Here is a 19082-nt window from a genome sequence, read left to right as displayed (position 1 = left end):
ACTGATTTATATAAGCATTATAAAATTTCAACGACTAATTTTTCCTCTCGGAATGCTTTTTATTGTGCTAACTATTTGATTTGTCGTTCTAACAAAATACATTCTCTGTAAATGCATTCTAACTAAAGAAGATGTAAATCAAACGGTTAAATTATTCAACAAAGCCTCAGGATTGCCACTCCCCTCAGGAGCTTCTGGGTGAATCAGGCCTACTCAAGGAGCTGACTAAAAGACTGGCGGAACGGGTTCTTCAAGCTGAGATGGAGATACACCTTGGGTATGCTAAGCATGACCCGGCTGGTAATAATTCAGGCAACTCCGGCAATGGCAAGACATCCAAGAGCGTACGTAGCCAAAATGGGGCGCTCGAGCTCGATATTCCGCGCGACCGCAACAGTACCTTCGAGCCGACACTGATCGGTAAGCACGAAAAGCAGCTTAACGGCTTCGATGACCGCATTATAGCCAACCGACTTAAAAATGATTACATCCTATGCCCTGATATGCGGCAAAGAAGCATAGCTGGCTGTTATCAAAATAATGTCGCTTGGCTATATAGCTAAACGACTTAATTTTGATTACATTATTTAAATGAGCTATTCAATTGATTTTAGACGTAAAGTGATATCTACACGGAAAAACGAAGGGTTGAGTATCCGAGAAACAGCGAAGCAATTTCGGATTGGCCCTGCCTCTGTATCGCGTTGGATTAATCAAATAGAGTCAAAAGCATCGACCACGCGTCAGCGAAAGATCGATAAATCCGAGTTGATAAAAGATGTTGAACAATATCCAGATGCTTACCAAAAAGAACGTGCAGAGCGTTTTGGCGTTTGTCAGAAGGCCATTTGGCAAGCGCTTAAAAAGCTGGGATTGACCTATAAAAAAACTCTACGTCATCCGAAAGCCGACGAAAACGCCCGGCAGGGATTTCAACAAAAAAAACAACAGTATGAAAAAGAAGGTAAACCTATTGTTTTTATTGATGAAAGTGGTTTTTCACACGATACCCCACGGACTCACGGCTATTCCCCAAAAGGTCAACGGTGTTTTGGCCTGAAGAACTGGGGAGCTAGGGGAAGAACAAATGTTATCGGCGCTTTATTAGGCACAACGCTGTTTGCTATCGGATTATTTGATATCAATATTAACAGCGATGTTTTCTATGCCTGGGTCACACAAGTCCTTATCCCAGTACTCCCTAAAAACAGTGTAATCATGATGGACAATGCCACTTTTCACAAAAAACATAATATTCAACAAGTCATCATCGATGCAGGGTATATGGTGGAGTATTTGCCTACATATTCGCCAGATCTTAACCCAATTGAGCATAAATGGGCACAAGCAAAAAGCAAAAAGCAAAAAGCAAAAAAAGAGAGATGGGTTGCGATACAGAGAGTTTGTTCTCAGTCCATATGGTGTAATCAAAATTAAGTCGCTTGGCTATATTTCTCTCTATTCCAGAGGGCTATCAACCCGTGATATTCAGGCTCACTTTAAAGAAGTCTACGGGGTCGATGTTTCCGCTGGCTTCATTTCTCAAGTGACCAATGCCGTGATGGATGACGTTAAGCGCTGGCAGCAACGGCCGCTGGATGCGTTTTATCCCATTGTTTACCTTGACTGTATTGTGGTCAAAAGCCAGGACGGCGGAGCCGTGACCAACAAGTCTGTTTACTTGGCTCTAGGCATCAACGGCCAGGGCGAAAAAGAGCTGCTGGGGCTATGGATAGCCAAAACCGAGGGGGCCAAGTTCTGGTTATCTGTAATAAGCGTGTTGCTTAATAGTGAAATAAGGGTGTTTCGGTGATTGAAGTAAATTTTACGCTGTTCTGAGATGGAAATTCCAAAGACCGGCGCTAAGGAGTAAGAAGGTATCATCAATAAAGGGTCTACGATTCCGTAAAATTTGGGTCATGCAACCGAGGCGCTTGATACCCGCGATGGCGTGTTCAACTGTAATACGGATGCCCGAGATTATTTTATTTTCTTGTTTTTGTTCAGGCGATAAAGGTCTTTTTCGAGTTCCTTTTTTTGGGATTTGTGTATTAGGATGCTGTTTATCTATACCTTGAAAACCGGTATCTGCCCAAATGGTTACCTCAGGAGGAATATGGCGAATTATATCGACTTTATCGAGTAAGCGTTTATCGTGACGGCGCCCATTTTTGCTCATGGGGATAAATACAATTTGCCTTGTTTCGTCAGTCATAATAAGCCCTTTTCGAGTGGTCTGTCTTTTCTTTCCCGAATGGCTTTGTTGAATAATTTAAGATACTGATTTATATAAGCATTATAAAATTTCAACGACTAATTTTTCCTCTCGGAATGCTTTTTATTGTGCTAACTATTTGATTTGTCGTTCTAACAAAATACAGTCTCTGTAAATGCATTCTAACTAAAGAAGATGTAAATCAAACGGTTAAATTATTCAACAAGGCCTTCCCGAATACATTTTTTTCGCTGACGCAGATTCTTAGACTTTTGGACAGGTCGCTCTGTCCCATCAATAAAGACGTCTTTAACTCCAGGAAAGGCGCGAAAAAATTCCTCAGCAGAGCGAATTTGACGAGCGGGCAAAACACATTCTCGCCCCAAGGTCATCTCTAAAACCGGCAATAATATTTTTACCCAGCGACATACCCGTGTTCTATCTAAACCGGCTTTGTTGAATAATTTAACCGTTTGATTTACATCTTCTTTAGTTAGAATGCATTTACAGAGAATGTATTTTGTTAGAACGACAAATCAAATAGTTAGCACAATAAAAAGCATTCCGAGAGGAAAAATTAGTCGTTGAAATTTTATAATGCTTATATAAATCAGTATCTTAAATTATTCAACAAAGCCATCTAAACCAAAAAGAAGTCCTTGCAAATCATAGGTCGGATAACATTTTAAAGGCTTTGTTGAATAATTTAACCGTTTGATTTACATCTTCTTTAGGTAGAATGCATGTACAGAGACTGTATTTTGTTAGAACGACAAATCAAGTAGTTAGCACAATAAAAAGCATTACGTCTGGAAAACTTAGTTGTTGAAGTGTTATAATAATTATGTAAATCAGCATGTTAAATTATTCAACAAAGCCCATTTTAAATACAATAAAATAAAAAGCAGTTTATCTAATGGGGTTGGGATAAATCCTTTCTGCCCTGCACCCATCTGCCGCTCGTGATCTTTTCGATTCTTTTTCCGATAAATCAAATAACAAGCTGAAAATTCAGCGGCTAAATTTTTCAATTCTTCGACTGATAATCCAATGATTGCTTTACATAAACGATTATCTCGTAACAACCGCTCTTTGTTGATCATTTCAAACCTTTATTCTCTAAGTTAAACCTCTTTTTATTCTCAATAGCCTGACAAAAAATGCAAGTCTCTATTCAGCAACTAGTTTAATGACAGAACTGAAAAATCGTGGGCTACAGGACATCTTCATCGCCTGCTGCGATGGCCTGAAGGGCTTTCCTGATGCCATTGAAGCTGTTTACCCGCATACGCGGGTACAGCTCTGCATCGTGCATCAGGTGCTGAACTCGCTGCGCTACGTCGGCTGGAAAGAGCGTAAAGCCGTTGCTGCTGACCTCCGCACTATCTATAGTTCCGCAACGCTAGAGGGCGCTGAAGAGGCCCTGGATGCCTTCGCGGACAAATGGGATGAGCAGTTCCCGACGATCAGCCCATCGTGGAGAAATAATTGGGAACGTCTCATCGTCATTTTTGATTTTCCGCCGGAGATTCGCAAGGTTATCTACACCACCAACGCGATAGAGTCGTTAAATGCTTCATTGCGCAAGATAACGAAAACGCGACGAATATTTCCAACGGATGACTCGGTGCTAAAATTATTCTATCTAGCCTTGCATAATATCTCGGCTAAATGGACCCTACCAATCAGAGACTGGAAACCGGCTATGAGCCAATTCATGTTGATGTATGGAGATCGGATTTCCGGTTAAGCGATGGAGCCATTTACACGAAATTCTTTACAGACTCATAACGCCTGCGACATTGGCCACAGGCGTCTGACTGATTAGGATTTAGCTTGTGCCAGCGCTTGTTTCGCGGCTTCCAATACACCAGTACTGGACATGGTGGCACCCGTTACCGCATCAATACCGTCTGCCGTTTGTTTTTCCACAATTTCCGGCACGATATTATCAATAACACCGAGCATCAGCGCTTCTGTGTCCTCGTGTTTTACCACTTCCACATTGGCAATTTTGCCATCGCTGATTTTCACCGAAACTTCGATCTCCCCTTCTTTACCCTGCGCTTTGCAGGTGTAAGTACCGTCTTTATACGTTTGGGCAGCCTGAACGCCGGCTGAGGCAACAAACAACAAGGCAGCAGCAGCCACCAACGATGGAACGATTTTTTTCATAATTTTCTCGCTTTCTCTGGTTTTGTGATAATAGCAACGCCGCTGCTCACGAAGCGGCGTCCCCTGAACAATACGACTTATTTACCTGCTTTGATTTCTTTCACAGCTTCATCGGCACCGATGCGACCAAAGGTAACAATATCTGCCAGTGAGTTACCGCCCAGGCGGTTAGCACCGTGGACACACCCCCCACTTCACCCGCCGCAAACAGGTTCGGGATAACTTTCCCGTCTTTGTTCACCACTTGTGCTTTGGTGTTGATAGCAATACCCCCCATGGTGTGGTGGATGCCCGACGTTACTTCAATGGCGTAATATTTACCGGTATCCAGCGCCTGTTTAAAGCTGTCACGCCCGAATTCGCTATCTTTGTTGGCTTTTGCGTAGCCAGTGTACGTTTTCACGGTTAACGGTAACTGTTTGGCATCTACCTTGATGGCGTTAGCCAAGGCTTCCGGTGTATCACCTTCAGCCACCAGTTTTTGCTTGAAGTAGCTGTTGATGGTCTTGTTTTGTTTTACCAAATCATCGTTGAAGATCAAATACGCGTGAGCACCCGGTTGTTTCAGAATACTTTGAGAAACCACGTCGCGCGTCTGCAATTCATTGATAAAACGTTTGCCCTCTTCATTGATCAAAATCGCACCGTCACCGCGTACGGCTTCAGTGATCAGAATCCCTTTACCCGGCACGGTACTGGGGTGAATCTGGATATATTCCATATCCACCAGCTTGGCATTGATTTTCTCCGCCATATTAACCCCTTCGCCCAGTGAACCCGGTGCATTGGTGGTTTTGAAGTTGGCGAGTTTCGGGTCGTATAGCCAAGCGACATTATTTTGATAACAGCCAGCTATGCTTCTTTGCCGCATATCAGGGCATAGGATGTAATCATTTTTAAGTCGGTTGGCTATACTGCTTGATCATGTCAAAGTTGGCACCAAAGCCACCTGAGGTGATCATGACTTTTTTGGGATTGAGCGCAAATTCTTTGCCATCTTTGCCTTTCGCTTTAATGCCGGTTACTTCGCCCTTGTCATTTTGTACAATTTCAGTGGCGGACGTATTGGTGCGCAGATCGATGTTCAGAGCTTTCACTTTTTTGATCAACGCAGTCGCAATGAAGCTACCGGCCGGTTCGCCGCCAGCAGGTCTGTGGGTACGATCCACGCTGGCACCGCCAGTACGGGTTAAGTCGGCCAACTCAGCGCCGTTATCCTTCAAGAATTGTACCGAGTCTTTTGCACGTTCAGACAGGGTACGTACCAGATCCGGGTTGTTGATGTTACGGCCACCTTTCATGGTGTCTTGGAAGAACAACTCAGGGCTATCCTGAATGCCCTTGGCTTTTTGATAAGGAGTGCCCGCAGCGTTCAATCCCGCCTCGGCGCGTGCCGTGTTACCACCGGCAAACGGCATTTTTTCCAGCAGGATAACTTTTGCACCCTGGTTGTGTGCCTCAATGGCCGCAGACATGCCTGCGCCCCCCGCACCGATGATCACCAGATCGGTGGACTCGGGCGTCTCACTTTGCGCCATGGAAGAAAAAGCGAGTGCCAGCGCACTGAATAACAGCACCTTTTTTTTCATAATTCGGTTCCTTTATTCTGTTATTTTGCAGGATGAAGCAAACACGATTGTTTTTTTAATTACAAAAGCCGGTAATATAATATTTACTGCCTGCCACGTTTATCACCGATATCTCAAAAATCAATTCGCCCCAGAACATCCTTATACAAAGCGTTAAAGTTTTCACAACATAATTCACACCGCGCGGCCCCATTATGGATTTTAATCATGGTGCACGACGTGCAACGACGGTGCTTATTCAGATACCACACTGATATAGCTAAACGACTTAATTTTGATTACATTATTTAAATGAGCTATTCAATTAATTTTAGACGTAAAGTGATATCTACACGGAAAAACGAAGGGTTGAGTGGCTTTGTTGAATAATTTAACGTTTTGATTTACAACTTCTTTAGGTGGGATGCATGTACAGAAAAGCTTTGTTGAATAATTTAACATGCTGATTTACATAATTATTATAACACTTCAACAACTAAATTTTATAATACCCATTTAAATCAGTATTTTAAATTATTCAATAAAGCCGGGTTGAGTATCCGAGAAACAGCGAAGCAATTTCGGATTGGCCCTGCCTCTGTATCGCGTTGGATTAATCAAATAGAGTCAAAAGCATCGACCACGCGTCAGCGAAAGATCGATAAATCCGAGTTGATAAAAGATGTTGAACAATATCCAGATGCTTACCAAAAAGAACGTGCAGAGCGTTTTGGCGTTTGTCAGAAGGCCATTTGGCAAGCGCTTAAAAAGCTGGGATTGACCTATAAAAAAAACTCTACGTCATCCGAAAGCCGACGAAAACGCCCGGCAGGGATTTCAACAAAAAAAACAACAGTATGAAAAAGAAGGTAAACCTATTGTTTTTATTGATGAAAGTGGTTTTTCACACGATGCCCCACGGACTCACGGCTATTCCCCAAAAGGTCAACGGTGTTTTGGCCTGAAGAACTGGGGAGCTAGGGGAAGAACAAATGTTATCGGCGCTTTATTAGGCACAACGCTGTTTGCTATCGGATTATTTGATATCAATATTAACAGCGATGTTTTCTATGCCTGGGTCACACAAGTCCTTATCCCAGTACTCCCTAAAAACAGTGTAATCATGATGGACAATGCCACTTTTCACAAAAAACATAATATTCAACAAGTCATCATCGATGCAGGGTATATGGTGGAGTATTTGCCTACATATTCGCCAGATCTTAACCCAATTGAGCATAAATGGGCACAAGCAAAAAGCAAAAAAAGAGAGATGGGTTGCGATACAGAGAGTTTGTTCTCAGTCCATATGGTGTAATCAAAATTAAGTCGCTTGGCTATAATGCCCGGAGCGACAGGTTAAACACGCGCTTTATCATCAAAACCGTGGTAACAGCCATATCGGTGTAGTAAAGCGGCCGACCACGACCTTCAGGCGAAGCACTGTCAATCCATGCAGCGATGGCGGACTCATCAAGCCAGACCGTCAGGGAGCCGCGTTGTCTGAGTGCTTTGTTGTAGGTGGGCCAGTTGGTGATTTTAAACTTTTGCTTTGCCATGGGGAGCTGCTATCGGGAGCGATGATAGTGCTCTGATCCGGCGATCCCCTGAAAGTTCGATTTATTCAACAAAGCCCTTTATCGAGTAAGCGTTTATCGTGACGGCGCCCATTTTTGCTCATGGGAGAGTGTAAAAAGATCTGTGTAAATGGCATTTTGAGGAAAACCTTCAGAGGACAAAAAATGCCTATCAGCAACGAACTTATTGACCAACTGCTTCAGGATTGCCACTCCCCTCAGGAGCTTCCGGGTGAATCAGGCCTACTCAAGGAGCTGACTAAAAGACTGGCGGAACGGGTTCTTCAAGCTGAGATGGAGATACACCTTGGGTATGCTAAGCATGCCCCGGCTGGTAATCATTCAGGCAACTCCCGCAATGGCAAGACATCCAAGAGCGTACATAGCCAAAATGGGGCGCTCGAGCTCGATATTCCGCGCGACCGCAACAGTACCTTCGAGCCGACACTGATCGGTAAGCACGAAAAGCAGCTTAACGGCTTCGATGACCGCATTATTTCTCTCTATTCCAGAGGGCTATCAACCCGTGATATTCAGGCTCACTTTAAAGAAGTCTACGGGGTCGATGTTTCCGCTGGCTTCATTTGTCAAGTGACCAATGCCGTGATGGATGACGTTAAGCGCTGGCAGCAACGGCCGCTGGATGCGTTTTATCCCATTGTTTACCTTGACTGTATTGTGGTCAAAAGCCAGGACGGCGGAGCCGTGACCAACAAGTCTGTTTACTTGGCTCTAGGCATCAACGGCCAGGGCGAAAAAGAGCTGCTGGGGCTATGGATAGCTAAAACCGAGGGGGCCAAGTTCTGGTTATCTGTAATGACAGAACTGAAAAATCGTGGGCTACAGGACATCTTCATCGCCTGCTGCGATGGCCTGAAGGGCTTTCCTGATGCCATTGAAGCTGTTTACCCGCATACGCGGGTACAGCTCTGCATCGTGCATCAGGTGCGGAACTCGCTGCGCTACGTCGGCTGGAAAGAGCGTAAAGCCGTTGCTGCTGACCTCCGCACTATCTATAGTTCCGCAACGCTAGAGGGCGCTGAAGAGGCCATGGATGCCTTCGCGGCCAAATGGGATGAGCAGTTCCCGACGATCAGCCCATCGTGGAGAAATAATTGGGAACGTCTCATCGTCATTTTTGATTTTCCGCCGGAGATCCGCAAGGTTATCTACACCACCAACGCGATAGAGTCGTTATAGCCAACCGACTTAAAAATGATTACATCCTATGCCCTGATATAGCCAAGCGACATTATTTTGATAACAGCCAGCTATGCTTCTTTGCCGCATATCAGGGCATAGGATGTAATCATTTTTAAGTCGGTTGGCTATAGTGTCAATTTCGAAGTGGCCAGGCTCTTGTTTAAGCTCGGCTTGAGCTGGGCGATACTCAATACCAACACGGTTGGGAATAGGGCCTGATTTGAGGTTTTCGGCATTGTACCTGTAACGTTTTCCCTGATGAGGAAGTTGCTGATATAGCTAAACGACTTAATTTTGATTACATTATTTAAATGAGCTATTCAATTGATTTTAGACGTAAAGTGATATAGCCAACCGACTTAAAAATGATTACATCCTATGCCCTGATATGCGGCAAAGAAGCATAGCTGGCTGTTATCAAAATAATGTCGCTTGGCTATATGTGGCAAAGAAGCATAGCTGTCTGTTATCAAAATAATGTCGCTTAGCTATAAATGCTTCATTGCGCAAGATAACGAAAACGCGACGAATATTTCCAACGGATGACTCGGTGCTAAAATTATTCTATCTAGCCTTGCATAATATCTCGGCTAAATGGACCCTACCAATCAGAGACTGGAAACCGGCTATGAGCCAATTCATGTTGATGTATGGAGATCGGATTTCCGGTTAAGCGATGGAGCCATTTACACGAAATTCTTTACAGACTCTGTTTTACGCCCGGTTACGTAATTAAGGGACACAGCCTAGTCCGGTGTAGCCAGCGACCAGCTGTGTCATCAACTGGTGCATGGGCGCGATAATGCGTTCGTGCATCAGCGGATAGGCATCGGTTGGTGACAACTGTTCGCGCGACATAAAGCGGCTGAAGTGCAACGTTTCCGGGCTGGTCATCAGCCGGGTAAAGTTCAGCACCAGTTTTTGCAGATACGCCATGTAGCGCTCTGGTGTGCCAGCGGGCTGTTGCAGGTACTCGGTAATTTCTGTGCGCAAAGGGAGATAGATTTGTGCGACTTCATCGGCAATCGCGCTTGCCACCGCACGATATAACCCCTCTTTGGAGTGAAAATGGTAGGTGATGGCGGCGATGTTCTGTCCGGCACGGCGGGCAATGTCGCGCGTGGTGGCGGCTTGCAGGCCAAACTCGCCAAAAACTTCAAGGGCTGCCTGTAACAGTCGTTGCTTGGTTTGGTCGCCTCGGGTAGGCGACGATGCCTGAAATAACATGGCACACCCCCTTTTTTAATCAATCGTATGATTAAATTTAGCCTAATCTGGTTTTTTATAAGTGATTAACGTCACATCCCTGCGCGTGCGCACGGATATATTCAAGCGCCGGGAGGCGAATAATTCAGAATAGTAGCTATCAGGATGGCATATCAGGAAGGTGAAATCTCTGTTACACTAGCGGCCTTATGCACCGTAGTTTGTGCCCGTTCATTGTGGTTGTTGCTCACGTCGCTATCCCTTGGTTGATGGTGGCTCAGCAAACCCGCCTGATGTTCCCCCTGGAAACTGCACCGTCTTTGGCTCGGTCAGGGTTGATCTGGAGTTGTTTTCTCTATGTCTTTTTCATCTCTCGGCCTGAGCGCCGATATTCTCCGTGCTGTTGAAGAACAGGGCTATCGTGAACCTACGCCGGTACAACGCCAGGCGATTCCCGTGGTGCTGTCGGGTCAGGACTTGATGGCCAGCGCGCAAACCGGTACCGGTAAAACGGCTGGTTTTACCCTGCCGTTGCTGCAACTGTTGAGCGCCAAGCACAGTGAGGTCAAAGGCCGTCGCCCGTTACGCGCATTGATCCTGACACCAACCCGTGAGCTGGCCGCTCAGATTGGTGAAAACGTGCAGGCGTACAGCAAATACCTGCGTTTACGTTCGCTGATGGTGTTCGGCGGTGTCAGCATCAATCCGCAGATGATGAAACTGCGCGGTGGCGTCGACATTCTGGTGGCAACGCCGGGACGTCTGTTGGATTTGGAACACCAGAATGCGGTTGACCTTTCCCATATCGAAATACTGGTGCTGGATGAAGCGGATCGCATGCTGGACATGGGCTTTATTCACGACATTCGCCGTGTATTAGCTAAATTGCCCGCCAAACGCCAAAACCTGCTGTTTTCTGCCACCTTCTCGGATGAGATCAAAGCGCTGGCCAATACGCTGCTGACGCGCCCTGCGTCGGTCGAAGTGGTGCGCCGCAATACGCCATCGGAACTGGTGACCCAGAACGTGCACTTTGTCGATAAGAAACGCAAGCGCGAACTGCTCTCCTTGCTGATCGGCAAAGAGAACTGGCAGCAGGTGCTGGTGTTTACGCGCACCAAGCACGGTGCTAACCATCTGGCGGAGCTATTGGGCAAAGACGGTATTACCGCCGCGGCTATTCATGGTAACAAGAGCCAGGGCGCCCGTACTCGTGCGTTGGCGAATTTCAAGGAAGGATCGATTCGTGTGCTGGTGGCAACGGATATCGCTGCGCGCGGTCTGGATATCGACCAACTGCCGCACGTGGTGAACTATGAGCTTCCGAACGTGCCGGAAGACTACGTGCACCGCATCGGGCGTACCGGTCGCGCGGAATCTACCGGTGAAGCGTTGTCGCTGGTGTGTGTCGATGAACATAAGCTGCTGCGCGATATCGAACGATTGCTAAAACGTGAAATTCCGCGCATTGCCGTGCCGGGCTTTGAGCCCGATCCGAATATCAAGGCAGAGCCGATTCAAAATGGGCGCCAAAACACGCGCGGTGCGCCGCGTGGCGGCGATCGTTCCGGCAGTGAGCGCCACAGTACGGCCCCGCGCCGCCAGCGCAGTGGCGAAGGTTCGCCTTCTGGAGAGCAACGTCGTGGCGGCCAGGGGAAACCGGCCGCATCGCGCTCGCAGGGGAATGCGATGCGTCGCCCGACGCGCGCCAGAAGCGAGTAATTAAGCTGTTCGCAGGGGAGCTGTCGCTCTCCTGCGTTAGTGTGCTTCCTTTGTTTCATGCCTTTGCGCCAACCTTTTGCCCGTGTGGTCTTCTCGCTTCTCACAGTCTTCCCATTCACGTTGTGTAGTGGTCAACTAAATTTGGCCACCCTACCTGACTGTTGATGGAACAGCCGTTCTGATTCATTTGGTGTTAACCCACCGTTATACCAGTGAGGTCTGACATCGCTATAATAATGGGTTATGTAGCGAATAATAAGCGTGTTGCTTAATAGTGAAATAAGGGTGTTTCGGTGATTGAAGTAAATTTTACGCTGTTCTGAGATGGAAATTCCAAAGACCGGCGCTAAGGAGTAAGAAGGTATCATCAACAAAGCCCGTTGAAATTTTATAATGCTTATATAAATCAGTATTTTAAATTATTTAACAAAGCCCAATAAAGGGTCTACGATTCCGTAAAATTTGGGTCATGCAACCGAGGCGCTTGATACCCGCGATGGCGTGTTCAACTGTAATACGGATGCCCGAGATTATTTTATTTTCTTGTTTTTGTTCAGGCGATAAAGGTCTTTTTCGAGTTCCTTTTTTTGGGATTTGTGTATTAGGATGCTGTTTATCTATACCTTGAAAACCGGTATCTGCCCAGATGGTTACCTCAGGAGGAATATGGCGAATTATATCGACTTTATCGAGTAAGCGTTTATCGTGACGGCGCCCATTTTTGCTCATGGGGATAAATCCAATTTGCCTTGTTTCGTCAGTCATAATAAGCCCTTTTCGAGTGGTCTGTCTTTTCTTTCCCGAATACATTTTTTTTCGCCGACGCAGATTCTTAGGCTTTTGGACAGGTCGCTGGCTTTGTTGAATAAATCGAACTTTCAGGGGATCGCCGGATCAAAGCACTATCATCGCTCCCGATAGCAGCTCCCCATGGCAAAGCAAAAGTTTAAAATCACCAACTGGCCCACCTACAACAAAGCACTCAGACAACGCGACTCCCTGACGGTCTGGCTTGATGAGTCGGCCATCGCTGCATGGACTGACAGTTCTTCGCCTGAAGTTCGTGGTCGGCCGCTTTACTACACCGATATGGCTGTTACCACGGTTTTGATGATAAAGCGCGTGTTTAACCTGTCGCTCCGGGCATTACAGGGCTTTGTCGACTCGGTTTTTACACTGATGAGCCTGCCACTGCGCTGCCCGGACTACTCTCTGGTCAGTCGGCGGGCAAAAACCGTCAGTATCAGCATAAAAACGCCAACGCGTGGTGAAATCTCGCATCTGGTCATCGACAGTACCGGTCTGAAGGTCTTTGGCGAAGGTGAATGGAAAGTCAGGCAGCATGGGGCTGACAGACGAAGAGTGTGGCGCAAGCTTCATCTGGCAGCAGACAGTGCGACGCATGAGATTATCTGTGCCGACTTATCGCTCAGCGGAACGCCCCATTCCCAGTCGAAACGCAACAAAACGGTAGGGCATTATGCCGCCTGTAAGTGCGTTAAAAATACCTCATTTGGAGAACGATAACCCAGCGATTTTCTGCCTCGCGTATTGAGCAGGTGTTCGAGTGCTGCAACCTTGCGATGGGTGACATAATTGAAGTCCGTTCCCTTCGGGTAAAAACGCCGTATCAGCCCGTTGGTATGCTCATTCAACCCGCGTTCCCAGGAATGATATGGCCGGGCAAAGTAGACCGGTGCCCCCGTGACTTTTGTAATTTCCCCGTGCTGGGAAAATTCAGAACCGTTGTCAGCAGTCAGGGTTTTAAACTCGCAGAAGGTATTGGCAACGATGTCCCTGAAGGCCGCTACCACTGTCTCTGCTCGCTTGTTGGGCAGTTTGCGAATGATGACCAGCTTGACGGCTTTATCGACCACCGTCAGCAGGAATGATTTCTGATCTTTGCCAAAGATGGTGTCAATCTCGAAATGCCCGGGTTCCTGCTTGAGGTCAGCAACGGCCGGCCGCTGCTCAATGCCAACACGGTTGGGAATAGGACCGCGTTTGTTCTCATCGGTCTGATAGTTATACCGTTTACCCCGATGAGGGAGCTGCTGATACAGCTCACCGCCGGCCCGGCGCTCCTGCAGGATATAGCGATAGAGCGAGTTCTTGCTGACGGACAGGCCAAATTCCAGGACCAGGCGCCCACTGATGACCTCAGGTGAGGTGTGGGTAGACAGCGCCGTTCTGATAAAGTCCTGAATGTGCGGTTCAAGCTGGTTAATCACGCTGTCCGGCCGTGTTTTCTGCCGCCGCCCTCTGGCCAACGTTTCGGCCCTTCTGCAGGAATAGACCCCGTTGAAAGCGGCGTCGGTATTGCGTCTGAGTTCCCTGCTGATGGTAGAACGAGGAAGCTCCAGTTCCCGGGCGATGGTGGCCTGGTTAACCCCATCACCACGCCGCTTTTCGATGTAGAACCGTTCTTTGTGAGTCAGATGTTTTCCCTGCATGCAACGGGATCTCCAGTAGGGCCAGAACGGTGATTTTATCCGACTCTGGCCAGTGGGTCACTTTGTTGCGTTTCGAGTGGGAATGGGGCAACGACAGATGCGCAGGCACTGCCGGGCCTGATTAACCAAACCCACCGGAAAATCAGGGAAGTGTCAGCAGACGGTGCTTATGACGCCCGTTACTGCCACGATGCGTTGCTGAGAAAGAAAATCAGGCCCCTTATCCCGCCGCGAAGCGGAGCCAAATACTGGCCGGACAAGTACCATGAACGTAACCATACGGTGGCGAATCAGCGTCTGAGCGGGAGTAATGATATGTGGAAAAAGAAAGTGGGTTATCACCGGCGTTCAGTGGCAGAAACAGCGATGTTCCGCATAAAAACTTTGCTGGGTGGCCATCTGAGCCTGCGTGACTATGAGGCTCAAGTAGGTGAAGCCATAGCGATGGTCAAATCGCTGAACCGTATGACGTTGTTGGGTATGCCACACAGCGTCAGGATCGGATAACAGGTGTAGCAGAGGGAGTCATCCTGTCGGCTAATTCTGATTTATTCAACAAAGCCCAGGTCGCTCTGTCCCATCAATAAAGACGTCTTTAACTCCAGGAAAGGCGCGAAAAAATTCCTCAGCAGAGCGAATTTGACGAGCGGGCAAAACACATTCTCGCCCCAAGGTCATCTCTAAAACCGGCAATAATATTTTTACCCAGCGACATACCCGTGTTCTATCTAAACCAAAAAGAAGTCCTTGCAAATCATAGGTCGGATAACATTTTAAATACAATAAAATAAAAAGCAGTTTATCTAATGGGGTTGGGATAAATCCTTTCTGGAGACTGTAAAATAATCTGTGTAAATGGCATTTTGAGGAAAACCTTCAAAGGATAACAAAATGCCTATCAGCAACGAACTTATTGACCAACTGCGGCTTTGTTGAATAATTTAAGATACTGATTTATATAAGCATTATAAAATTTCAACGACTAATTTTTCCTCTCGGAATGCTTTTTATTGTGCTAACTATTTGATTTGTCGTTCTAACAAAATACATTCTCTGTAAATGCATTCTAACTAAAGAAGATGTAAATCAAACGGTTAAATTATTCAACAAAGCCACCAACTGCTTCAAGATTGTCACTCCCCTCAGGATCTGCTGGGTGAATCAGGCCTACTCAAGGTGCTGACTAAAAGACTGGCGGAACGGGTTCTTGAAGCTGAGATGGAGATGCACCTTGGGTATGCTAAGCATGACCCGGCAGGTAATCATTCAGGCAACTCCCGCAATGCCAAGACATCCAAGAGCGTACGTAGCCAAAATGGGGAGATCGAGCTCGATATTCCGCGCGACCGCAACAGTACCTTCGAGCCGACACTGATCGGTAAGAACGAAAAACAGCTTAACGGCTTCGATGACCGCATTATTTCTCTCTATTCCAGAGGGTTATCAACCCGTGATATTCAGGCACACTTTAAAGAAGTCTACGGGGTCGATGTTTCCGCTGGCTTCATTTCTCAAGTGACCAATGCTGTGATGGATGAAGTTAAGCGCTGGCAGCAACGGCCGCTGGATGCGCTTTATCCCATTGTTTACCTTGACTGTATTGTTGTCAAAAGCCAGGACGGCGGAGCCGTGGCCAACAAGTCTGTTTATCTGGCCCTCGGCGTCAACGGCCAGGGCGAAAAAGAGCTGCTGGGGCTATGGATAGCCAAAACTGAGGGGGCCAAGTTCTGGTTATCTGTGATGACAGAACTGAAAAATCGTGGGCTAAAGGACATCTTCGTCGCCTGCTGCGATGGCCTGAAAGGCTTTCCTGATGCCATTGAAGCTGTTTACCCGCATACGCGGGTACAGCTCTGCATTGTGCATCAGGTACGGAACTCGCTGCGCTACGTCGGCTGGAAAGAGCGTAAGGCCGTTGCTGCTGACCTGCGCACTATAGCCAAGCGACATTATTTTGATAACAGCCAGCTATGCTTCTTTGCCGCATATCAGGGCATAGGATGTAATCATTTTTAAGTCGGTTGGCTATATCTATAGTTCCGCAACGCTAGAGGGCGCTGAAGAGGCCCTGGATGCCTTCGCGGCCAAATGGGATGAGCAGTTCCCGACGTTCAGCCCGTCGTGGGCTTTGTTGAATAATTTAACCGTTTGATTTACATCTTCTTTAGTTAGAATGCATTTACAGAGAATGTATTTTGTTAGAACGACAAATCAAATAGTTAGCACAATAAAAAGCATTCCGAGAGGAAAAATTAGTCGTTGAAATTTTATAATGCTTATATAAATCAGTATCTTAAATCATTCAACAAAGCCCCCGTCGTGGAGAAATAATTGGGAACGTCTCATCGTCATTTTTGACTTTCCGCCGGAGATCCGCAAGGTTATCTACACCACCAACGCGATAGAGTCGTTAAATGCTTCATTGCGCAAGATAACGAAAACGCGACGAATATTTCCAACGGATGACTCGGTGATAAAATTACTCTATCTAGCCTTGCATAATATCTCTGCTAAATGGACCTTGCCAATCAGAGACTGGAAACCTGCTATGAGCCAATTCATGTTGATGTATGGAGAACGAATCTCCGGTTAAGCAATGGAGCCATTTACACAAAATTCTTTACAGACTCGTGTATGGGTATGTCGCTGGGTAAAAATATTATTGCCGGTTTTAGAGATGACCTTGGGGCGAGAATGTGTTTTGCCCGCTCGTCAAATTCGCTCTGCTGAGGAATTTTTTCGCGCCTTTCCTGGAGTTAAAGACGTCTTTATTGATGGGACAGAGCGACCTGTCCAAAAGCCTAAGAATCTGCGTCGGCGAAAAAAAATGTATTCGGGAAAGAAAAGACAGACCACTCGAAAAGGGCTTATTATGACTGACGAAACAAGGCAAATTGGATTTATCCCCATGAGCAAAAATGGGCGCCGTCACGATAAACGCTTACTCGATAAAGTCGATATAATTCGCCATATTCCTCCTGAGGTAACCATCTGGGCAGATACCGGTTTTCAAGGTATAGATAAACAGCATCCTAATACACAAATCCCAAAAAAAGGAACTCGAAAAAGACCTTTATCGCCTGAACAAAAACAAGAAAATAAAATAATCTCGGGCATCCGTATTACAGTTGAACACGCCATCGCGGGTATCAAGCGCCTCGGTTGCATGACCCAAATTTTACGGACTCGTAGACCCTTTATTGATGATACCTTCTTACTCCTTAGCGCCGGTCTTTGGAATTTCCATCTCAGAACAGCGTAAAATTTACTTCAATCACCGAAACACCCTTATTTCACTATTAAGCAACACGCTTTTTGTCCGTTACACGCAGTTCGACAGCTTCGCGCACGTTAACCAGTTGCTGGAGCAGTGGCTTGCCGAGGTCGCGGACCAGCGCGAGCTGCGCCAGTTCCGGCAAACGCCGGCGACCCGCTTCGATGAAGAAAAAGGGCACCTGCAGGCGTTGCCGGCAACGGACTTCGATACCAGCTACTTCGACATCCGTCATGTGGCCTGGGACGGCTATATCAAGGTGCGGGGTAATCGTTACTCCGTGCCGGAGGCCTGGTGTGGCCGCCCGGTCTCAATCCGGATCACGCTGGATGATGAGCTGAGGATCTACGGCAATGAGCAGCTTGTGGCCACTCATCGCCTGAACAACCGTGGTACCGGGTGGCAGACCGTTCCGGAGCACCATGCACCGCTGTGGCAACAGGTGAGCATGGTATAGCCAACCGACTTAAAAATGATTACATCCTATGCCCTGATATGCGGCAAAGAAGCATAGCTGGCTGTTATCAAAATAATGTCGCTTGGCTATAGAACACCGTCCGCTGAGTGCTTATGAGGAGCTGCTGTGATGCATGAACTGGAGACGCTGCTGGGCCGTCTGAAAATGGAGCATCTGGGGTACCAGGTAGAAAGCCTGCTGGAGCAGGCGGCGAAGGAAGAACTCAACTACCGCGAGTTCCTGTGCCGAGCGCTGCAACAGGAATGGAGCGGGCGCCATCAACGCGGTATGGAGTCCCGGCTGAAGCAAGCCCGGCTCCCCTGGGTGAAAACGCTGGAGCAGTTCGACTTCAGCTTCTAGCCGGGCATCGACCTTAAGGTGGTGAGAGAGCTTGCCGGCCTGGCGTTCGTAGAACGAAGCGAAAACGTGATCCTGCTGGGTCCACCGGGCGTGGGCAAAACGCATCTGGCGGTGGCGCTGGGCGTGAAAGCGGCGGATGCAGGGCATCGGGTGCTGTTCATGCCGCTGGACAGGCTGATAGCGACGCTGATGAAGGCGCGACAGGAAAACCGTCTGGAGCGCCAGCTGCAGCAGCTGAGTTATGCGCGCGTGCTGATCCTCGATGAAATCGGCTACCTGCCGATGAACAGTGAGGAGGCAAGCCTGTTCTTCAGGCTGCTGAATCGGCGTTACGAGAAGGCCAGCATCATCCTGACGTCGAACAAGGGGTTCGCGGACTGGGGAGAGATGTTCGGCGACAACGTGCTGGCAACGGCGATCCTGGACAGGTTGCTGCATCACTCAACGGCGCTGAATATCAAGGGGGAGAGCTACCGGCTAAGAGAGAAACGTAAGGCAGGCGTACTGAGCAAGAATCGTGCGCCAGAAAACAACGAGGCATCGCTGGAGAAAAGCGGTCAACCTGGTTGATGAATAGCGGACATTAAAAATGGTGAAAAACGGTCAAAGATCGTGGCGTTGACACCGTTGACCTTGGGGGTTTTGGCGTGGCGTCCAGCCGCGACATTACCCCCATGCGCCAGGCAATAAGGGCGTCCAGCCCGCATGAACTGGCGCATGCCGTTTTGTGCTGGGAAGTCTACTTCCCAGCTCATGGCCGCAATGCGGCCACCTCTTTTGCCTCACGAGATCGCCTCATAACGTCGACTCATGCCAGTGGGCGAAGGTATTCCCCCATGCAATGAGACGATAAAGCCGAAGGAGAGAACAGT

At 47.5% G+C, this 19082-nt stretch carries 17 protein-coding genes and 12 pseudogenes; 16 read left to right on the top strand and 13 right to left on the bottom strand.

Annotation, left to right across the window (positions count from 1 at the left end):
* Positions 1 to 137 precede the first annotated feature (137 nt).
* From ACQGXV_RS28785 to ACQGXV_RS28775, 3 genes and pseudogenes are all read left to right on the top strand, one after another.
* Positions 138 to 467, top strand: a pseudogene (locus ACQGXV_RS28785) (transposase); the annotation flags it as partial.
* Positions 468 to 591: 124 nt separating this feature from the next.
* Positions 592 to 1437: an IS630 family transposase gene (locus ACQGXV_RS28780; protein ID WP_440863949.1), complete on the top strand. Its 846-nt coding sequence runs from the start codon at positions 592 to 594 to the stop codon at positions 1435 to 1437.
* A gap of 13 nt (positions 1438 to 1450) precedes the next feature.
* Positions 1451 to 1789: pseudogene (locus ACQGXV_RS28775) on the top strand (transposase); the annotation flags it as partial.
* A 36-nt stretch (positions 1790 to 1825) separates the two neighbouring features.
* Here ACQGXV_RS28775 and ACQGXV_RS28770 read toward each other — a convergent pair.
* From ACQGXV_RS28770 to ACQGXV_RS28760, 3 genes are all read right to left on the bottom strand, one after another.
* Positions 1826 to 2269 (bottom strand): transposase family protein, encoded by a 444-nt coding sequence (locus ACQGXV_RS28770; protein WP_440867667.1) that lies wholly within the window; start codon positions 2267 to 2269, stop codon positions 1826 to 1828.
* 161 nt (positions 2270 to 2430) lie between these two features.
* Positions 2431 to 2622 (bottom strand): hypothetical protein, encoded by a 192-nt coding sequence (locus ACQGXV_RS28765; RefSeq protein ID WP_440863947.1) that lies wholly within the window; start codon positions 2620 to 2622, stop codon positions 2431 to 2433.
* Between the two features lie 444 nt (positions 2623 to 3066).
* Positions 3067 to 3318, bottom strand: coding sequence for a hypothetical protein (locus tag ACQGXV_RS28760; protein WP_440863945.1), 252 nt, complete (start codon positions 3316 to 3318; stop codon positions 3067 to 3069).
* Positions 3319 to 3353: 35 nt separating this feature from the next.
* Between ACQGXV_RS28760 and ACQGXV_RS28755 the strand changes: the two genes are divergently transcribed.
* Positions 3354 to 3965 (top strand): IS256 family transposase, encoded by a 612-nt coding sequence (locus ACQGXV_RS28755; protein WP_440867666.1) that lies wholly within the window; start codon positions 3354 to 3356, stop codon positions 3963 to 3965.
* A gap of 74 nt (positions 3966 to 4039) precedes the next feature.
* On the opposite strand, the gene ACQGXV_RS28750 is transcribed toward ACQGXV_RS28755, so the two are convergent.
* From ACQGXV_RS28750 to ACQGXV_RS28740, 3 genes are all read right to left on the bottom strand, one after another.
* Positions 4040 to 4390 (bottom strand): FMN-binding protein, encoded by a 351-nt coding sequence (locus tag ACQGXV_RS28750; protein ID WP_440863943.1) that lies wholly within the window; start codon positions 4388 to 4390, stop codon positions 4040 to 4042.
* A gap of 100 nt (positions 4391 to 4490) precedes the next feature.
* The gene (locus tag ACQGXV_RS28745) at positions 4491 to 5261 is read right to left on the bottom strand and encodes an FAD-dependent oxidoreductase (RefSeq protein ID WP_440863941.1); all 771 of its coding nucleotides are present in this window, start codon (positions 5259 to 5261) and stop codon (positions 4491 to 4493) included.
* Between the two features lie 25 nt (positions 5262 to 5286).
* The gene (locus ACQGXV_RS28740; RefSeq protein ID WP_440863939.1) at positions 5287 to 5979 is read right to left on the bottom strand and encodes an FAD-dependent oxidoreductase; all 693 of its coding nucleotides are present in this window, start codon (positions 5977 to 5979) and stop codon (positions 5287 to 5289) included.
* A 495-nt stretch (positions 5980 to 6474) separates the two neighbouring features.
* Here ACQGXV_RS28740 and ACQGXV_RS28735 point away from each other — a divergent pair.
* Together ACQGXV_RS28735 and ACQGXV_RS28730 are read left to right on the top strand one after the other, a co-directional pair.
* Positions 6475 to 6819: pseudogene (locus tag ACQGXV_RS28735) on the top strand (IS630 transposase-related protein); the annotation flags it as partial.
* Positions 6743 to 7276, top strand: coding sequence for an IS630 family transposase (locus ACQGXV_RS28730; RefSeq protein ID WP_440862665.1), 534 nt, complete (start codon positions 6743 to 6745; stop codon positions 7274 to 7276). The pseudogene ACQGXV_RS28735 and the gene ACQGXV_RS28730, both read left to right, overlap by 77 nt.
* A 22-nt stretch (positions 7277 to 7298) precedes the next feature.
* On the opposite strand, the pseudogene ACQGXV_RS28725 reads toward ACQGXV_RS28730, so the two are convergent.
* Positions 7299 to 7517, bottom strand: a pseudogene (locus ACQGXV_RS28725) (transposase); the annotation flags it as partial.
* Positions 7518 to 7700: 183 nt separating this feature from the next.
* Between ACQGXV_RS28725 and ACQGXV_RS28720 the strand changes: the two are divergent.
* Together ACQGXV_RS28720 and ACQGXV_RS28715 are read left to right on the top strand one after the other, a co-directional pair.
* A pseudogene (locus ACQGXV_RS28720) lies at positions 7701 to 8732 on the top strand (IS256 family transposase); the annotation flags it as partial.
* 493 nt (positions 8733 to 9225) lie between these two features.
* Positions 9226 to 9411: pseudogene (locus tag ACQGXV_RS28715) on the top strand (IS256 family transposase); the annotation flags it as partial.
* A 59-nt stretch (positions 9412 to 9470) separates the two neighbouring features.
* Here ACQGXV_RS28715 and cecR read toward each other — a convergent pair.
* Complete coding sequence (gene cecR / locus ACQGXV_RS28710; protein ID WP_440863937.1) at positions 9471 to 9965, bottom strand: transcriptional regulator CecR; 495 nt, start codon at positions 9963 to 9965, stop codon at positions 9471 to 9473.
* Between the two features lie 336 nt (positions 9966 to 10301).
* Here cecR and rhlE point away from each other — a divergent pair, with 336 nt between their 5' ends.
* Positions 10302 to 11666 carry an ATP-dependent RNA helicase RhlE gene (gene rhlE / locus ACQGXV_RS28705; RefSeq protein WP_440863935.1) on the top strand — a complete coding sequence of 455 codons (1365 nt, stop codon included), beginning with the start codon at positions 10302 to 10304 and terminating at the stop codon, positions 11664 to 11666.
* Positions 11667 to 11797: 131 nt separating this feature from the next.
* Here rhlE and ACQGXV_RS28700 read toward each other — a convergent pair.
* Together ACQGXV_RS28700 and ACQGXV_RS28695 are read right to left on the bottom strand one after the other, a co-directional pair.
* Positions 11798 to 11923: pseudogene (locus tag ACQGXV_RS28700) on the bottom strand (IS3 family transposase); the annotation flags it as partial.
* A gap of 166 nt (positions 11924 to 12089) precedes the next feature.
* A complete protein-coding gene (locus tag ACQGXV_RS28695; protein WP_440867665.1) occupies positions 12090 to 12533 on the bottom strand; it encodes a transposase family protein in 444 nt (147 codons plus the stop codon).
* Between the two features lie 63 nt (positions 12534 to 12596).
* On the opposite strand from ACQGXV_RS28695, the pseudogene ACQGXV_RS28690 reads away from it, so the two are divergent.
* Positions 12597 to 13121: pseudogene (locus ACQGXV_RS28690) on the top strand (IS5 family transposase); the annotation flags it as partial.
* Positions 13122 to 13144: 23 nt separating this feature from the next.
* On the opposite strand, the gene ACQGXV_RS28685 reads toward ACQGXV_RS28690, so the two are convergent.
* A complete protein-coding gene (locus ACQGXV_RS28685; protein ID WP_440863132.1) occupies positions 13145 to 14119 on the bottom strand; it encodes an IS30 family transposase in 975 nt (324 codons plus the stop codon).
* 45 nt (positions 14120 to 14164) lie between these two features.
* Between ACQGXV_RS28685 and ACQGXV_RS28680 the strand changes: the two genes are divergently transcribed.
* Positions 14165 to 14626, top strand: a complete 462-nt coding sequence (locus tag ACQGXV_RS28680) for a transposase (protein WP_440867664.1) — start codon at positions 14165 to 14167, stop codon at positions 14624 to 14626.
* Positions 14627 to 14671: 45 nt separating this feature from the next.
* Here ACQGXV_RS28680 and ACQGXV_RS28675 read toward each other — a convergent pair whose 3' ends face one another.
* Entirely contained in the window at positions 14672 to 14917 is a 246-nt protein-coding gene (locus ACQGXV_RS28675; protein WP_440867663.1) for a helix-turn-helix domain-containing protein, read from the bottom strand.
* A gap of 300 nt (positions 14918 to 15217) precedes the next feature.
* Here ACQGXV_RS28675 and ACQGXV_RS28670 point away from each other — a divergent pair.
* From ACQGXV_RS28670 to istB, 5 genes and pseudogenes are all read left to right on the top strand, one after another.
* Positions 15218 to 16244: pseudogene (locus ACQGXV_RS28670) on the top strand (IS256 family transposase); the annotation flags it as partial.
* A 189-nt stretch (positions 16245 to 16433) separates the two neighbouring features.
* Positions 16434 to 16712, top strand: a pseudogene (locus tag ACQGXV_RS28665) (transposase); the annotation flags it as partial.
* A 3-nt stretch (positions 16713 to 16715) separates the two neighbouring features.
* Positions 16716 to 17381, top strand: coding sequence for a transposase family protein (locus ACQGXV_RS28660; protein ID WP_440863933.1), 666 nt, complete (start codon positions 16716 to 16718; stop codon positions 17379 to 17381).
* Between the two features lie 46 nt (positions 17382 to 17427).
* Positions 17428 to 17850, top strand: a pseudogene (locus ACQGXV_RS28655) (Mu transposase domain-containing protein); the annotation flags it as partial.
* A 129-nt stretch (positions 17851 to 17979) separates the two neighbouring features.
* Positions 17980 to 18780, top strand: a pseudogene (gene istB, locus ACQGXV_RS28650) (IS21-like element helper ATPase IstB).
* On the opposite strand, the gene ACQGXV_RS28645 reads toward istB, so the two are convergent.
* Positions 18768 to 18965 carry a hypothetical protein gene (locus tag ACQGXV_RS28645; RefSeq protein ID WP_440863931.1) on the bottom strand — a complete coding sequence of 66 codons (198 nt, stop codon included), beginning with the start codon at positions 18963 to 18965 and terminating at the stop codon, positions 18768 to 18770. The pseudogene istB and the gene ACQGXV_RS28645 overlap by 13 nt on opposite strands.
* Between the last annotated feature and the right edge of the window lie 117 nt (positions 18966 to 19082).

Origin of the sequence: Symbiopectobacterium purcellii (genome assembly GCF_052050035.1) — a bacterium.
Taxonomy (GTDB): domain Bacteria; phylum Pseudomonadota; class Gammaproteobacteria; order Enterobacterales; family Enterobacteriaceae; genus Symbiopectobacterium; species Symbiopectobacterium purcellii_A.
This window is presented reverse-complemented; position numbering and strand designations above follow the sequence as displayed.